A 17,064-nucleotide genomic window follows, 5' to 3' on the forward strand; every position below is an offset into this window, starting at 1 on the left:
AGACGGCATTTTATTTGAGGGAAAGATTAGCGCGGATGAACCATATCGGCAGGAACGACCAATTCATCAAACTCTTCGCCCGTCAACAAGCCCAATTCGATGGCGGTTTCGCGCAGCGATTTGTCGTTTTTATAAGCGGTTTTGGCGACTTTGGCGGCATTTTCGTAGCCGATTTTACGGTTTAACGCAGTAACCAGCATCAGGGAATGGTGCAGGAAATAGTCGATTTTTTCCGGCACGGGTTCGATGCCGACGGCGCAGTTTTCGTTGAAGCTGTTGCACGCATCGCTCAACAGACGGATGGATTGCAAGAGGTTGTAGGCGATAACGGGCATATAGACGTTCAGCTCGAAATTGCCCGACGCGCCCGCCATGCCGATGGTAACGTCGTTGCCGAACACTTGGCAGCACACCATGGTCATTGCTTCGCATTGGGTCGGGTTGACTTTGCCCGGCATGATGGACGAACCCGGCTCGTTTTCGGGAATTTTGATTTCGCCCAAACCGCAGCGCGGACCGCTTGCCAGCCAGCGGATGTCGTTGGCGATTTTGTTCAAGCTTGCCGCCAGCGTTTTCAATGCGCCCGATGCGGCAACGGCGGCATCGCGTCCGCCTAAGGCTTCAAATTTGTTCGGCGCGCTGACAAACGGCAGGCCGGACAATTCGGCGAGCTTGGCGGCGGCTTTTTCGGCGTATTCGGGATGGCTGTTCAAACCTGTGCCAACTGCTGTGCCGCCTAAGGCGAGTTCGTACAAACCTTTGAGCGCGTCGTTCAGACGGCCTAAGCCGTGGTCGAGCTGGGAAACGTAGCCGGAAAATTCTTGACCCAAAGTCAGCGGCGTCGCGTCCTGCAAGTGGGTACGGCCGATTTTAACAATGGGGGCGAAGGCTTGGGCTTTTTTGTCCAATGTATCGCGCAAGGCTTTTACCGCCGGAATAAGGTGGCGGTTGATTTCAATCGCGGCGGCGACATGGATAGCAGTCGGGAACGCGTCATTGGTCGATTGAGCGTGGTTCACATGGTCGTTGGGATGGACGGGCTGATACGCCGCCAAACCCGTACCGGCGATTTCGTTGGCACGGTTCGCCAGCACTTCGTTCATGTTCATATTGGACTGCGTGCCGGAGCCAGTCTGCCAAACCACTAAGGGGAACTGCCCGTCGAGCTTGCCGTTTAACACATCATCCGCCGCCTGCGTAATCAAATCCGCCTGTTCGGGCTTAATCCTACCGAGGGAAACATTGGTGGCGGCAGCGGCTTTTTTCACCAGCGCCAAAGCATAAATCAGCGGCTGCGGCAGGGTTTCGCCGCCGATTTTGAAATTGTTGCGGCTGCGCTGGGTCTGCGCGCCCCAATAGGCTTCGGACGGGACTTCGACATTGCCCATGGTGTCGTGTTCGGTACGGGTGCTCATGCGTTTCTCCTTTTTAAATGTGAATAAGAGTGATTCGCAAATATTATAATGGAGATTGGTGGGATGAGAAAGCATCATGGCAGCGAGAATATAAAAATGCCGTCTGAAACCCTAATTGGTTTCAGACGGCATTTGTTTAGGTGTGGGGTTACAGCACTGATTTCACAGTATCAACCACATTTCCCACGGTAAAGCCGAATTCCTTAAACAGCAGTTCGGCAGGGGCGGATTCGCCGAAGCGGTTGATACCGACGACTGCGCCGTTCAGGCCGACGTATTTGTACCAGCCGTCGGCGTGTCCGGCTTCTACGGCGATGCGCGGCAGGCTTTCCGGCAGGACGGCGGCTCGATAGGCGGCGTCTTGGCGGTCGAAGACGTTGGTGGACGGCATGGAAACAACGCGTACGGCGATGTTTTGCGCGGCGAGGGCTTTTTGCGCCTCCAAAGCCAGCTCGACTTCTGAGCCAGTGGCAATGATGACGGCTTGGGCGTTGCCTTGGGCTTCGCTGATGACGTAGCCGCCGCGTTTGATGTCGTTCAGTTGTTGTTCGTTGCGCGCTTGGAATTTCAGGTTTTGACGGCTGAAAATCAGGCAGGACGGGTGGTCTTCGGCTTTTGCCGCTTCCGCCCATGCCACCAGCGATTCGGCGGTATCGCACGGACGCCATACGTCCATATTCGGAATCAGGCGCAGGGTGGCGATTTGCTCGATAGGTTGGTGGGTCGGGCCGTCTTCGCCCAAACCGATGGAATCGTGGGTGAACACGAACACGGGGTTGATTTTCATCAGTGCCGCCATGCGCAAGGCGTTGCGTTCGTATTCGCTGAACATCAGGAAGGTCGCGCCAAAGGGTTTCACGCCGCCGTGCAGGGTAAGGCCGTTCATGATGGCGCCCATGCCGAACTCGCGCACGCCGTAGTGGATGTAGTTGCCGCCTTTGTCGCGGGTAACGGAGACGCTGTTTGACCAGTCAGTCAGGTTGGACGGGGTAAGGTCGGCAGAACCGCCTACCAGTTCGGGCAGCGCTTTGGCGAGGATTTCGATACTGTTTTGGCTGGCTTTGCGGGTGGCGATGGTTTCGGCTTTGGCGCACACTTCTTTCAATGCGGCTTGAACGTATGTATCGAAATTGTCCGGCAGTTTTTTATCCATGCGGCGCACGAATTCTGCGGCTTCGGCAGGATACTTGGCTTGGTATTGCGCGAACAGTTCGTTCCATTCGGCTTCCAATTTCGCGCCTTGTTCTTTCGCGCTCCATGCGTCGTAAATTTCTTGCGGGATTTCAAAGGAGGGGTAAGCCCAGCCCAAATGTTTGCGTGTGGCTTCGATTTCGTCTGCGCCCAAAGGTGCGCCGTGGGTTTTATGGCTGCCTTCTTTGTTGGCACTGCCTTTGCCGATTAAGGTTTTGCAGCAGATGATGGACGGTTTGCCGGTTTCGGCGCGGGCGGCTTCGATGGCCGTCTGAATGGCGGCGGTGTCATGACCATTTACGTTGGGAACGACGTGCCAGCCGTAGCTTTCAAAGCGTTGCGGGATGTTTTCGGTAAACCAGCCATCCACTTTGCCGTCGATGGAAATATTGTTGTCATCATACAAAACAATCAGTTTGCCCAAGCCTAAAGTGCCGGCAAGCGAACAGGCTTCGTGCGATACGCCTTCCATCAGGCAGCCGTCGCCCATGAAAACGTAGGTGTAATGATCGACGATGTTCAAACCGTCTTTATTAAATTCGGCGGCAAGGATTTTTTCGGCTAATGCCATGCCCACTGCGTTGGCAATGCCTTGCCCCAACGGGCCGGTTGTGGTTTCCACGCCGTCGGTGTAGCCGTATTCGGGGTGGCCGGGGGTTTTGCTGTGCAGCTGGCGGAAGTTTTTCAGGTCTTCAATGCTCAGGTTGTAGCCGGTCAGGTGCAGCAGGCTGTACAACAGCATGGATGCGTGGCCGTTGGAGAGGATGAAGCGGTCGCGGTTGTAGAATTTGGGGTTGGCGGGATTGTGATGCAGGAATTTCGTCCACAATACTTCTGCCATTTCCGCCATGCCCATAGGCGCGCCGGGGTGGCCGGAATTTGCTTTTTGAACGGCATCTGCGGAGAGGAAACGGATTGCGTTTGCCAGTTGAGACATTTTATATCTTCCTTGCTGGTGTTTTGGATAAGTGGATGGTTAGACGGCGTTGATTATCGCCCGATTCGCATATGCTTTCAAGAAAAGGAGGGGCAGGCGGTACTGCTGTGCCGGAAGGATATATGCTCCGGGTATCGGGATGTTGGTTTCAGCCTGAATGTGAAAGGTGGTTCTATACTTTTGAAAACAAAGTGTTACAAATTATTTATTGAATAAATAGAGTTTGTTTATGATGAGGGTATCGACGTTTTTTGCAGTCATTTGCCTATTTATTTCTTACCCGTTGTTTTTTAATTATATTCAAATAAGGAAGTGTTCAGCACATATAGTTTTGTCCGTGAAGGGGCGGCGTATTTGGGGGCGGTATTGTTCGGATATTTATCTTTTTGCGTATCAAAATAAGTGCATAAAGTTGTACAATAGCAAGAATGTATTTTGAGAAAAATATATTTTCTTAAAATATTAAAACGTAAAGATATCAAAAAAAAAAAGCAAAATGCCGTCTGAAAAGAAAACAGTAGCCATGACGGACAAACCATTAATCAAAAATCAAGGAACGTAGCATGACCACGGAAAATCAAGCCGGTAATCCGGAACCCGAGCACAGCCCGTCCGAAAAAACAAAAGCTGCACCGAAAGTGAAAAAAACGTTTGATCCGCGTGCCAGCGTGATTCAAATCCATCCCGAAGGCGAACGCATCCATCCGAAAAAAGCGGAAGGGCGGTTCGCCAAATTGCGTATCGCAGCAGTGTTGGCGACGCAGTTTGTGTTTTACGTCATTCCGTGGTTCAACTGGAGTGGCCGTCAGGCGGTTTTATTCAATATCCCCGACCGTCATTTCTTCATTTTCGGATTGTCGTTGGGCATGGGCGATTTGATTTACCTCGCTCTGCTGTTGATGATTTGCGCATTCGGATTGTTTTGGTGGACGACAATTGCCGGTCGCTTGTGGTGCGGCTATTCTTGCCCGCAAACGGTTTACACGGAAATCATGCTTTGGATTGACAACCTGGTTGAAGGCGACCGAAACAAACGTTTAAAACTGGAAAAATCGCCTTGGAATTTTACTAAAATCCGCATTAAAGCCACCAAATACCTACTGATTTTCCTTGTCTGTGCGTGGACAGGTATCACTTTTGCAGGCTGGTTTGTCCCTATCCGCCAGTTTGTTCCCGATTTATTCACCGGAGCAGCAGGTGGCGGCGCGATGTTTGCCGCGGCATTTTACGGTTTCATGACCTTCTTTTTTGCCCACATTATGCGCGAAAAAGTATGCCTGCATATGTGTCCGTATGCACGTTTCCAAAGCGCGATGTTCGACAAAGACACGCTGATTATTTCCTATGATACGGAACGCGGAGAACCGCGCGGAGCCCGCAAGAAAACGGTTAATAAGGAAGAGGCCGGTTTGGGCGACTGTATCAACTGTGCGATGTGCGTTCAAGTCTGCCCTGTCGGCATCGATATCCGCAACGGCCTGCAATATCAATGTATCGGTTGTGCCGCATGTATCGACGCGTGTGATGAGATTATGGATAAAATGGGCTATCCGCGCGGATTAATCCGTTATACGACAGAAGGTGCATTGGAACACGAGTATTCCGAAAAAGACATTAAAAAACGGCTGCGCAGGCCGCGCGTAGCGGGTTACGGTGCGGTGTTGGCGTTAGTTATCATTGCCTTCCTGGTCGGTTTGTCCACGCGCAAAATGGTCGAAGTCGATATTCTGAAAGACCGTGGTGTAATGGTGCGCGAAAATGCCAAAGGTTGGCTGGAAAATGCATATAGCCTGCGTATCATCAACAACAGTGAAAAAGAACAGCTGATTACCGCAAGTGTCAAAGGATTTGACGAAATAGCCCTGACCGGGCTGCCCGAAGGCGGTATAAAAGTGGCTCCGCGCGAAACGGTAACCCTTCCTGTACAAGTCTCTACCATTCCGGAATACGCGGACAAAGGCAGTCATCCTATCGAGTTTATCTTCCAATACCGGGAAAGCGGTGCCTCAGACGGCAAGCCGGTTGTTTTGGAAGAAGACGCAACCTTCATCGGAGAATAACAGTGTCTCAAAACAGTCGAATCAAGCCTTGGTACAAACACGTCTGGCCGTGGGTCTTGATGGCGGGTCCGATTTTTGTCGTCATCGCCAGCGTCGCCATGTTTTTTGTCGCACAGCAGCACGCGACAGATTTGGTTACGGATGATTATTATAAGGACGGCAAAAATATCGACATCCAGCTTCATCGGGATGAAGAGGCTGTCAGACGGCATATCCGGGTGCAGGTCCTCATTTCCCCCGATATGAATGCGGCAAAGGTGTTCGTCAGCGGTGAATTTGACGGGAATCAACCGTTAAAGCTGCTGTTGATGCATCCGACCCGCAAGGCGGACGATCAAACCGTAAACCTTAAGCCTGTCGGCGGCGTGCAAAACGATAGGGCGGAATATGAAGCGGTGTTTAAAACCCTTCCGCCGACCAACCACTGGTATTTGCGCGTGGAGGATGCGGCAGGGATGTGGCGCGTGGAAAACAAATGGATTACCAGCCAAGGCAATGCGGTCGATTTGACCCCGATGGATAAACTCTTCAATAATACTGAGAGCAAATAAAGAGATGCCGTCTGAAAATTTTCAGACGGCATTTTGCTACGGTATCGGCTGTTTTGATATCAGCGTCCTACTGTTGCAACGGGTTCGCTCCCCGTCAGCAGATATTGTATCGTCTCGCGGACGGTGCGGATGGCATTGCCGAAGGGGAGAGGGTCTTTACCTCTGAAGAACAGGCCTTTATCCACTTCTCCACGGAATGCGGCAGCAAGCTGGATATCAATACAGAATTGCCCTGCTTTGGCAAGCCCGTCGCGCAGGCCGCAGCTGGTCAGGCAGTTTAAACCTTGGGTACAGCGGCGCGGGTCGGCTTTGGCGTTTGCCTGAAGTTTGCTTTCACGCTTGATGTAGCTGTCTAGGAATTTGGTACGTACGCCGCGCGCCGGCAAACCGGCAACAGACATAAACTCGACTACTTTTTCAGTTTCCGCACCGGCAAGCGTTTTTTTGAAGTTAAGGTGTGCATCTCCTTCTTCGGTAACGGCAAAAGCGGTACCGATTTGAACGGCGGAGGCTCCCCAGTTCTTTAGGGCGGTTTTGACTTTTTCAAAATTTGCCATGCCTCCCGCAAGAATAAGCGGGATTTTTTCGCTTTCCAGCCCTAAACTTTTGAAAACTTCAAACGTTTCCTCAATCACGCGTTTGAAGTCGAATTTAGCATCGTTTACGCCTTCAACGGTTGATGCACCCAAATGTCCGGCCGCGTGGGCAGGATGTTCGACTACAATCGCATCGGGCAATATGCCTTTTTTCATCCAACGTTTCAAGACGATATTAATACCGCGCGATTCGGACAGAATCGGCAGCAGCGCAACATCTTTATGATAGCCCTCGGTCATTTCTGGCAGGTCTAAAGGCAGACCGGCACCCATCACGACTGCATCCGCCCCTGATTCGCAAGCCTGGCGGACATACGCGGCGTGGTCTTTGACCGCCTTCATCACGTTGACCGCAATCAGTCCTTTTCCCTCTGAAGCACTTTTGGCTTTTTGGATTTCCCTGTCTAATGCGGTACAGTTCAAAGACGTATATTTCTCCTCGCTCGGATTGATTTGGGACTCGGCGAGCAGGTCTTCGTGAAGGTGGCGTAAATCTACACTGGCAATCGTTCCGATACCGTTTTCACGTGCCACCGCGCTGGATAAACCCGATGCGGAAACACCGACCCCCATACCGCCTTGCACGATGGGAATAAGGGATTTTCCACGAATAATCAAAGGGTCAAAAATATTCTGCATCAGTTTCTCCGAGTATACGAATCAGTCAGGCTCATGAAAAATGGTTCTAACTGTTTTAGAACCATTGCTCAAATTTGGTATTATACTCTAAATATTGCAGTGGTAAACAGAAAAGCAGAAGGAGCTTTGGAATATGCTGTTATATCTGTACCAATCGGACAAAATATTAAACGGACACCGCATCCGGTTATGGGATATCGGTTTGCACGGCAAAGGTTTGAATATGATTCGATTACGTCTGAGATTCTGATGAAGGGGGTAGGTAAAGATATGGTAACAAGTTGCCGAGGCAATAAAAAATCCCCGAGGGATAATCTCGGGGATTTGGAATTTGGCACGCCCACGGGGAATCGAACCCCGGTTACCGCCGTGAAAGGGCGATGTCCTAACCGCTAGACGATGGGCGCATATTGTATTTTCTTACTGGCGCACCCGGAGCGATTCGAACGCCCGACCCTCTGGTTCGTAGCCAGATACTCTATCCAACTGAGCTACGGGTGCGCTGCAAGAAAGATTTGAATTTTAGGGTAATCATCGGATTCTGTCAATTGTTTTGTTGGATGAAATGCCTTAAAAGTGTAAAATATCGGTTTGTTGTTTGAATTTAAAGAGAATAAAATGATTGTTGCTTCTCGCTGGCCCTTGCTGGAAAAGGTATTTTTACGGTTTGGAATGCCTGTTGCCGTGGTTGATTTGGAATCGACGGGCGGCAATCTATATGAAGACAGGGTAACCGAAGTGGCTTTGGTCAAGTTTGAGCAGGGAAGGGTGGTGAGGCATGAGTGGCTGGTTAATCCTCAAAAACCTATTCCGCAGTTTGTGGCGGGGCTGACGGGGATTTCAGACGGCATGGTTGCCGACGCACCTGTTTTTGCAGAGATTGCTGGCGAGTTGTTTTCGGTATTGAAGGGTTGTGTGTTGATTGCACATAACAGCCGTTTCGACTATACGTTTTTAAAGCATGAGTTTCATCGTGCGGGTATCGGATTTTCATTGCCTGCTTTGTGCAGTGTGCAGCTGTCCCGGTGTCTGTATCCGCAATTTTACAAGCACAGCCTGGACAGTATCATCGAAAGATTGGGGATTGTTGTGGAAGACAGGCATCGTGCGATGGCGGATGTATCGGCATTGTGTGATTATTTGGAATACAGCCTGTCGGAACATGGGGTTGAGGCATGGATCAGGCAGTGTTTCCGTTTGATGAATCCGAAACCGCTGCCTGTCGCGCTGCCTGAACGGTTGAGGGAACAGTTGTACGGTTTGCCTGACGGTATGGGGGTGCTGGCTTGTTTCGACGGCGGAGGAAAAGTAAATTACATCGGTACGTTTGAACGGGTATATAGCGAGGTTTCGGCTTTATTGGATTCCGGAAAAGCCCCATTTGATTGGTGCAATACGGAGGAAGTCCGTTTTTTTCCCGCATTGGGCAGCCTGCATGCATATAAGATTAAAGCGGAATTGGTCGGGCGTTATCATTCGGGTTGTTATGTATCTGCTAAAAATCTGCTTAAAACATTTACGACCGTCAGATTTGAAAAAGGTTCAGACGGCATGTTGAATGCGAAAACAGCGGCTTTGAAAAACGGTGTGACGGATAATCCGCCTACCGGATTATTTGCCAATAAAAAGGCGGCGAGACGGGCTTTGTCGTTGTGGGCGGAAACATACGGATTGTGTCCTGCCGCAGCCGGTATCCTTCCGGACGGTTATGCAGAGGATGAGCCTTGTCCCGTATATGTTTCAGGCCGATGCGATAAGGCGTGCGGCCGTTCTGACGAACAGGTTTTGGCGTTTACACACAAGTTGCCTGTTTTGGATTGGGGAAAAATGCATGAGGTGGAAATTACCGAAACCGATCCTTTAACGGGGGAAAAAGTCGTTCTGCATGGAATGGGCGGCGCATTGGAAATGGATGACGGGTTTTGGTATTTCGATAAAGATTTACCGGATGCGTTTAAGGCGAAGTTTAAAACGGACAGGAAAAATATTAAGGAAATCGGTTAAATCGATACCGGTTGGTGAAAGCCGGTAAGTATGTAAACAGCCGTTCGTATTGATTGCCTAATCGGTTTGGGTTGGAATGTGTTGCCGTTTGCAGGTAATGTGTCCGAAGATGCCGTCTGAACTTTTTCAGACGGCATTTTTGCCGACGCGGTTTTCGTGCCGTGTCGGTTTGCCCGTCCATCCGAAGGCATCGGACAGGCAGGGTGGTTTTTAGAAGCCGTTTTCCATCATGATTTGACCGGGAATGCGGTTGCGGTGCATGGCGTAACCCATGTCGAGCAGCGTTTGGAAAGTGTCTTTGACCATTTCCGGGTTGCCGCAAATCATAAACCGTGTGGATTCCGGGGTGAACTTGGTATGTAGCGCCTGTTCGATGCTGTTGTTTTTTAAGAGTTCCGGAATGCGTTTTCCGCTTAAGCCCGAGGGGTTGGCGGCACGGGTGGTAACAGGGACGAAACGGAACGAGTGTCCGTATTCGCCTACCAGGGGATGTTCGGTCAATGCGGCGAGCCGGTCGTTGAAAATCAATTCTTCGGGAAAAGATACGGAATGTATCAGGTTGACGGTATCGAAACGTTGCCGGATTTCGGGTTGTTCGAGAATGGAAAGGAAGGGGGCGATGCCGGAGCCGGTGCAGAGCATCACCAAATCCTTGCCGTCGGGGAAGCGTTCGGGCAGGAGGAAGCCGGTGGCATTTTTATCGAGCAGGATGGTGTCGCCCTGTTGCATTTTGGCGAAACGGGCCGACATGGGGCCGTCTTGGATGAGTACGGCAAAATATTCGAGCGTGTCGGCATATTCTGCGGAAACGATGGAGTAGGCACGCCAAATAAAGCCTTCACCTTCGTAGAAACCGAGTCGGGAGAACTGTCCGGCTTTAAAACGGTAGGATTCGGGACGGCTGATGGCGAAAGTGATGAGTTTCGGCGTGTGGTGTTTGACCCACAAAATCTTTTCTTCGGTGAATTTTGCTTCGGGCGAGGCTGCCATGTTGTTGTCCTTGAGTGTATTTGTCGGGATTATAGCCAATTTGGGTGTTTTTTTCCGCATTGACGGTCTGTATTTAAATTCGGATATTTTTCAATACAATATTATCGTTTTTTGAAATAAACGGTAAGGAGCAGTTTGTTTTTTGTCAAAATGGGAATACAATCCTATCTATAAATTTAATTGAGAATTACTTTTTTTCAATTAATATAAAAAATCAAAACAGTTGTGAGAGCCTTTGGACGATTTGCACACTTGCATATTACAGAGGTCTCTATGAATCAAAATCATTTTTCACTTAAAATTCTGACCGTTATGCTGTTATCGGCTTACGGTGGTTCTTTTGCAGACGGTGTTGTGCCTGTTTCAGACGGCAATACCGTCAGTCTGGATACGGTCAATGTACGTGGCTCTCATGCTTTGTCGGGCAAGACCGAAAAGACCCGTTCTTATACGATAGATCGGATGTCCACCGCCACAGGTATGAGGATTGCGGGCAAGGATACGCCGCAGTCGGTCAGCGTCATCACGCGCAGCCGCCTTGACGATAAGGCGGTGCATACGCTTGAAGAGGCAATGAAAAATACGACGGGTGTCAACGTTGTGCGCGATTCAGGCTTGCAGACGCGGTTTTTGTCACGCGGTTTCTATATTGATCAGATTGGTGAAGACGGTATTACCGTCAATGTTGCAGGCCGTTCGGGATATACGGCGAAAATCGACGTGTCTCCGAGTACCGATTTGGCGGTTTATGACCATATTGAAGTTGTACGGGGTGCAACGGGGTTGACCCAATCCAATTCAGAGCCGGGCGGAACCGTCAATTTGATCCGTAAGCGACCTACCGCTTCTTTCAAACATACCGGAGAGCTGACCGTCGACCATCGTGGCAGCCGGCGTGCAGTGTTGGATGTTTCAGGCAGCCTGAATAAGGCGAATACCTTACGCGGAAGGTTGGTGGGTGCGGAAGAGTATAAAAAATCGTTTAAAGACCGCGTTTGGGGCAGGAAACATATGGTTTACGGCATTGCCGAAGCCGATGCGGGCGACAGCAGTGTGCTTACTTTGGGCGGCATGTATCAGAAGAGTAGGGAGGTTCCTGATTTTTCTGGCATTATTTTGCCCTGTGAAAATCAGAAAACTGCCCCGTTCAGTTCAACGCCTGCCTGCAACCGGCCTTTGCAACTGCCGCGCAACACTTATTTGGGGGAGGATTGGTCGCGGTTGAGTGCCGACAAATACAACCTTTTCTCAGGTTTCAAACATGTGTTTGACAACGGTTGGCAGCTCAATGCCGAAGTGTCTTATACCAAGAATGAATCCGATGCGAAGGTGGGGCAGTTTTTTCTGAAAAACGAACATGCGGCGGGTTTGTCGGGTGAGGATGCGGTAGGCTTTTTGACCGAAAAAAACGAAGTCATCCCGTTCGAGCCGAAAGATAAGGCATTGGAGAAACTGAAAGCATATCGTGACGAAACCGCCAAGGAATACCGGGATCGCAAAGACGATTTTGTTAAAAACCGTTTCGATAATACTGCTTTTGAACAGTACCGCAACCGCCGTGCCGCAGAACGCAAAGCCGGTTTTGACGAGTGTATGAGTGCCCCTTTTGCGCTGGACTTTATCTGTCAAAGTTCTTGGGGGGATCCGGGCGTTGATGCCGATAAGTCGGAATTTGTCGATAAAGCCCTTGCGAAGGAGGGCATCTTTAATAATGCGGCACAACGTTTTCCAAACAGCCTGTATGACTCTTCCTTTAATCGTAAGGCTACCGCTAACCGACGATACAGTTATATGCCGTTGCGGCATACCAAAGACGACCGCCAATGGGGAGTCAAACTTGACCTGACCGGCACATACGGGCTGTTCGGGCGGGAACATGATTTCTTTGTCGGCTATGCCTACGGCGATGAAAAGATACGTTCCGAATATCTTGAAATCTACGAACGCCGCCACAGAGTACGTCCGAATACGGGGGCAACGCACGGCGTGTATGCGGGAAGTTGTCAGGAGGAGCCGGACGGCGATTTGTCGTCTCCTTTGGTCAGGGGGCATAAAGAACCCGATTGGCAGGCGTACGATGAAAAAGGCAACCGTACCGTTTATGCCGAAGAATGCAGGAATGCCAAGAAAATAAAAACCGAGCCCAAGCTCGATGCCGAAGGCAAGCAGGTGTATTACTATGACGAATACAGCGGCAGCCGGACACCGGTATATGTCGATGTATATGAGCTGGACGAAAAAGGTAACAAGATTCAGGAGACCAATCCCGACGGCACGCCTGCCTTTAGCGGTTTTTCCGGTACGGTGCCGGTTTGGAAAACCGTCAAAGTGGCCGACGACCATGTTCCTGCGCTGTATAACTACGCCAAATACCTCAACACCAACAAAACCCATTCGTTGACTGCCAGCACGCGTTTCAACGTAACCGGCCGACTGCACCTTTTGGGCGGGCTGCACTACACACGCTATGAGACCTCGCAAACCAAAGATATGCCTGTCCGCTATGGACAGCCGGCAAGTGATTTTCAGACGGCATCGAGCATTAAGGCGGATCAGGACCATTACACGGCCAAGATGCAAGGTCATAAATTGACGCCCTATGCAGGCATTACCTATGATTTAACACCGCAACAGAGTATTTACGGAAGTTATACCAAAATCTTCAAACAGCAGGATAATGTCGATGTCAGCGCCAAAACCATTTTGCCGCCTTTGGTCGGCACAAACTATGAAGTAGGTTGGAAAGGCGCGTTCTTGCAAGGACGGCTGAATGCTTCGTTCGCATTGTTTTACCTCGAACAGAAAAACCGCACGGTCGTCGATTTCGGCTATGTTCCCGGAGCAAGCGGCAAGCAGGGGTCGTTCCAAACCGTTGCCAAACCGATAGGCAAAGTGGTCAGCAGGGGTGCGGAATTCGAGTTGTCGGGCGATTTGAGCGAAGATTGGAAAGTCTTTGCGGGCTATACCTACAACAAGAGCAGGTATAGGAATGCAGCCGAAGTCAACGCCGAACGCCTTGCCAAAAATTCCAGTGCAGAGCCGTACAACTTCAGCAATTTCACACCCGTGCACATATTCCGTTTCGGAACGAGCTTCCATATACCGAATACGGGGCTGACCGTCGGCGGCGGCGTGTCCGCACAAAGCGGCACAAGCAGTCTGTATAACATCAGGCAGGGCGGCTACGGGCTGATAGACGGTTTCGTCCGTTACGAATTGGGCAAACACGCCAAATTGAGCCTTATCGGTACGAACTTAAACGGACGCACTTATTTTGAGAACAACTACAACCGTACGCGCGGCGCAAACAACTTCTATGGAGAGCCGCGTACTGTCAGCATGAAACTGGATTGGCAGTTTTAATTGAAAACCGTAGTTTTGCGGATGCCGTCTGAAACAGGGTATGTTTCAGACGGCATTTTTATGGAGGCAGGTCTATCGGGGCGTATATTTGGAATTTGCCCGATGCTGGCAGTAGAATATCCCTTTTATCCTCAGCAGAGCCGATGTCTTCACGCAAAATCATCCACATCGACATGGACGCGTTCTACGCATCGGTAGAGCTGCGCGAACAGCCGCATTTGAAAGGGCGGCCGGTGGTCGTCGCGTGGGAGGGTGCGCGTTCGGTGATTTGCGCCGCATCGTATGAGGCACGGCAGTTCGGGCTGCATTCCGCGATGTCGGTGGCAACGGCGAAAAGGCTGTGTCCGCAAGCGGTGTATGTGCCGCCGCATTTCGATTTGTACCGTCAGGTTTCTGCGCAGATTCATACCGTATTCAGGCGTTATACCGATTTAATCGAACCCCTGTCGCTGGACGAAGCCTATCTTGACGTTACCCGTAATTTCAAAAACATCCCTTACGCCAGCGAAGTTGCCAAAGAAATCCGTGCCGCCATTTTTGCGGAAACGGGTTTGACCGCATCCGCAGGCATCGCGCCGAACAAATTTCTGGCGAAAATCGCGTCGGACTGGCGTAAGCCGAACGGGCAGTTTGTGTTGCCGCCGCACAAAGTCATGGCATTTTTGGAAACCCTGCCTTTGGGCAAAATCCCCGGAGTGGGCAAGGTAACGCTGAAAAAAATGCAGTCGCTGGGTATGCAGACGGCGGGCGACTTGCGCCGTTTCGAGCGCGGCGAGCTCTTAAACCATTTCGGACGCTACGGCTACCGCCTCTATGATTTGGCGCGCGGTACGGACGAACGCCCCGTCAAAGCCGAACGCGAACGCCTCCAAATCTCCACAGAAATCACCCTGCCCGAAGACCTGCCGCTCGAGCAGGCTGCCGGACACCTGCCCCATCTTGCCGAAGACCTGTGGCGGCAAATCACGCGCAAAAACGTCGAAGTCCAAAGCGTTACGCTCAAGCTGAAGACCTACGATTTCCGCATCATCACGCGCACGCTGACTTATTCCTCCGTATTGCCCGACTGCGCAGCTCTGCTGCAGGCTGCGCAAATGTTGATGGCACGCGTCCCGCCGCAGACGGAAGACGCGTTCCGCCTCATCGGTATCGGTGTCGGCCGCCTTGTGCCGAAAAACCAACAGCAGGGCTTGTGGGCGTAAACCGATTTACCACGCCGTCCAAAAAACATGCCGTCTGAACGGTTTTCAGACGGCATGGCTGCTTTACATTGTCTCCGGCTTCGTTTCCCTGTCTTGGTTTAATCCGACGGATTGCCTTTTTTCATGCTGTCGAGCCTTCCGATTATATCGGCAAGGTTGCGTCTGCCTTCTTCCTTGCTGACAATCGGCTCGCCGCCTTTGCGCCCCAGGATTTTCAAATCTTCCTGTGGCATTTCGTCTATGAATCGGCTGGGTTCGGGGAACTGCCATGTGCCTTGTTTTTTGCGTTTGACGCAGTGGGTCAGTGTGAGTTGGCGTTTGGCGCGGGTAATGCCGACGTACATCAGGCGGCGTTCTTCTTCGACGTTGCCTTCTTCGATGCTGTCGTTGTGCGGCAAAACACCTTCTTCACAACCGATAAGGAAAACATACGGATACTCCAAACCTTTAGCGGCGTGTAGTGTGGATAGCGAGACGGCATCGGTTTCTTCTTCGTCTTTTCCTTCCAAAAGCGTCATCAAGGCGACGGTTTGGGCGAGTTCGATGATGTTTTTGCCGTCTTCCCCGCCTTTTCGTGCAAACCATGATACCAAATCGCCGACGTTGCGCCATTTGATTTCGCCGGCTTTGCCTTCTTCGTTTTGCATCAAATGGTTTTCATAGTCGATTTCTTCGAGCAGGCTGTTGATGAACTCGCCCGCTTCGCCGGTTTCGGCTTTGGCGCGGTAGCTGCCGAACATATCCATAAAGGCTTGCAGGTGCTGGCGGTTGGTATTGTTCAGCGTGGCAAGGGCTTCTTCGTTTTGCGCGGCTTCATACAGGCTGCATTCGTGTTCGTGCGCGTAAGTGTTGAGCTTGCCCAGCGTTACATCGCCGATGCCGCGTTTGGGCGTGGTAACGGCACGCAGAAAGGCGGGATCGTCGTTGGGGTTGGCAAGCAGCCGCACATAAGACAACACGTCTTTGATTTCGGCTTTGTCGAAAAAGCTTTGTCCGCCGGAGAGACGGTAGGGGATACGCGCGCCGCGTAATGCTTCCTCGAAAATCCTCGCCTGATGCTTTCCGCGGTATAACACGGCGAAATCGGCATATTGGGTTTTGTCGCCGCCGATGAGTTTTTGTTTGACGATTTGGCTGACGACCCAGTCGGCTTCGTGCTGCTCGTTTTGACAGGCAACGACTTTGACGGGCTCGCCTTCGCCCAATTGCGACCAAAGTTTTTTGGTAAACAGCTTAGGGTTGTTTTCGATAACTTTGTTGGCGATTTTGAGAATCCGAGCGGTGGAGCGGTAGTTTTGCTCCAGTTTGATGACTTTCATCTGCGGATAGTTTTCCTGCATTTTGCGCAGGTTTTCCATGTTCGCACCGCGCCATGCGTAGATGGACTGGTCGTCGTCGCCGACGGCGGTAAACATACCTTCCGCGCCGGTCAGCAGCTTCATCAACGTAAATTGGCAGGTATTCGTATCTTGGCATTCGTCAACCAGCAGATAACGCAGCCGCCGCTGCCATTTGTTGCGCACTTCGCTGTTTTGCTGCAACAGCACGGCGGGCAGGCGGATTAAGTCGTCAAAGTCCACCGCCTGATAGCTTTGTAAGGTTTCCTGATAGCTCGCATACACGCGTGCGGTTTGTTGTTCCCACGCATTAGAGGCCGTCTGAACGACATCTTCAGGCGTTTTTAAATCGTTTTTCCAAAGGGAAATTTGATGTTGCGCTTTGAATGTGGCTTCTTTGCCCGTACCGCCTAAGAGTTCGCCGATGATTTTGGCGCTGTCGGTGGAATCGAGGATGGAAAAGTTTTTTTTGTAACCGATATGGTTCGCCTCTTCGCGTAGAATCTTCATGCCCAAAGAGTGGAACGTGCAAATCGTCAGCCCGCGCGTTTGCGATTTGGGCAGCATTTTGGCGACGCGCTCCTGCATTTCCGCAGCGGCTTTGTTGGTAAAGGTAATTGCGGCGACGGTATGCGGCAGATAGCCGACATTGACAATCAAATGCTTGATTTTTTGAGTAATCACGCCGGTTTTGCCGCTGCCTGCGCCGGCAAGGACGAGCAGGGGGCCGCCGAGGTAACGGACGGCTTCGAGCTGTTGGGGATTGAGTTTCATCATGT

General features: G+C 51.1%; 10 protein-coding genes and 2 tRNA genes. 5 read left to right on the plus strand and 7 right to left on the minus strand.

What is annotated here, in order from left to right:
• Positions 1–26: 26 nt before the first annotated feature.
• Together fumC and tkt are read right to left on the minus strand one after the other, a co-directional pair.
• Positions 27–1,415 (minus strand): class II fumarate hydratase, encoded by a 1,389-nt coding sequence (fumC, locus tag DQM57_RS02495; protein WP_111726642.1) that lies wholly within the window; start codon positions 1,413–1,415, stop codon positions 27–29.
• Between the two features lie 148 nt (positions 1,416–1,563).
• Positions 1,564–3,543: a transketolase gene (tkt, locus tag DQM57_RS02500; protein WP_111726644.1), complete on the minus strand. Its 1,980-nt coding sequence runs from the start codon at positions 3,541–3,543 to the stop codon at positions 1,564–1,566.
• A 563-nt stretch (positions 3,544–4,106) separates the two neighbouring features.
• Here tkt and ccoG point away from each other — a divergent pair.
• Together ccoG and DQM57_RS02510 are read left to right on the plus strand one after the other, a co-directional pair.
• On the plus strand, positions 4,107–5,603 hold the full coding sequence (gene ccoG / locus DQM57_RS02505; RefSeq protein WP_111726646.1) for a cytochrome c oxidase accessory protein CcoG: 1,497 nt from the start codon (positions 4,107–4,109) through the stop codon (positions 5,601–5,603).
• A 2-nt stretch (positions 5,604–5,605) separates the two neighbouring features.
• The gene (locus DQM57_RS02510) at positions 5,606–6,154 is read left to right on the plus strand and encodes a FixH family protein (protein WP_039853826.1); all 549 of its coding nucleotides are present in this window, start codon (positions 5,606–5,608) and stop codon (positions 6,152–6,154) included.
• Positions 6,155–6,213: 59 nt separating this feature from the next.
• On the opposite strand, the gene DQM57_RS02515 is transcribed toward DQM57_RS02510, so the two are convergent.
• The 3 genes from DQM57_RS02515 to DQM57_RS02530 all read right to left on the minus strand — a co-directional run bounded on the left by DQM57_RS02515 (position 6,214) and on the right by DQM57_RS02530 (position 7,890).
• The gene (locus DQM57_RS02515) at positions 6,214–7,389 is read right to left on the minus strand and encodes an NAD(P)H-dependent flavin oxidoreductase (protein WP_107819648.1); all 1,176 of its coding nucleotides are present in this window, start codon (positions 7,387–7,389) and stop codon (positions 6,214–6,216) included.
• Between the two features lie 332 nt (positions 7,390–7,721).
• Positions 7,722–7,796 (minus strand) — tRNA-Glu (locus tag DQM57_RS02525).
• A gap of 17 nt (positions 7,797–7,813) precedes the next feature.
• Positions 7,814–7,890 (minus strand) — tRNA-Arg (locus DQM57_RS02530).
• Between the two features lie 117 nt (positions 7,891–8,007).
• On the opposite strand from DQM57_RS02530, the gene DQM57_RS02535 reads away from it, so the two are divergent.
• Positions 8,008–9,393 (plus strand): 3'-5' exonuclease, encoded by a 1,386-nt coding sequence (locus tag DQM57_RS02535; RefSeq protein WP_231992120.1) that lies wholly within the window; start codon positions 8,008–8,010, stop codon positions 9,391–9,393.
• Between the two features lie 210 nt (positions 9,394–9,603).
• On the opposite strand, the gene DQM57_RS02540 is transcribed toward DQM57_RS02535, so the two are convergent.
• Positions 9,604–10,383 carry a ferredoxin--NADP reductase gene (locus DQM57_RS02540; RefSeq protein WP_050892787.1) on the minus strand — a complete coding sequence of 260 codons (780 nt, stop codon included), beginning with the start codon at positions 10,381–10,383 and terminating at the stop codon, positions 9,604–9,606.
• A 273-nt stretch (positions 10,384–10,656) separates the two neighbouring features.
• Between DQM57_RS02540 and DQM57_RS02545 the strand changes: the two genes are divergently transcribed.
• Positions 10,657–13,746: a TonB-dependent siderophore receptor gene (locus DQM57_RS02545; RefSeq protein ID WP_111726651.1), complete on the plus strand. Its 3,090-nt coding sequence runs from the start codon at positions 10,657–10,659 to the stop codon at positions 13,744–13,746.
• A gap of 143 nt (positions 13,747–13,889) precedes the next feature.
• Positions 13,890–14,948, plus strand: coding sequence for a DNA polymerase IV (gene dinB, locus DQM57_RS02550; protein WP_111726653.1), 1,059 nt, complete (start codon positions 13,890–13,892; stop codon positions 14,946–14,948).
• 98 nt (positions 14,949–15,046) lie between these two features.
• Here the strand turns inward: dinB and rep are convergent, their stop codons facing one another.
• Positions 15,047–17,062: a DNA helicase Rep gene (rep, locus tag DQM57_RS02555; RefSeq protein WP_111726655.1), complete on the minus strand. Its 2,016-nt coding sequence runs from the start codon at positions 17,060–17,062 to the stop codon at positions 15,047–15,049.
• Positions 17,063–17,064: the final 2 nt, after the last annotated feature.

This window comes from Neisseria cinerea, from assembly GCF_900475315.1.
GTDB classification, from domain to species: domain Bacteria; phylum Pseudomonadota; class Gammaproteobacteria; order Burkholderiales; family Neisseriaceae; genus Neisseria; species Neisseria cinerea.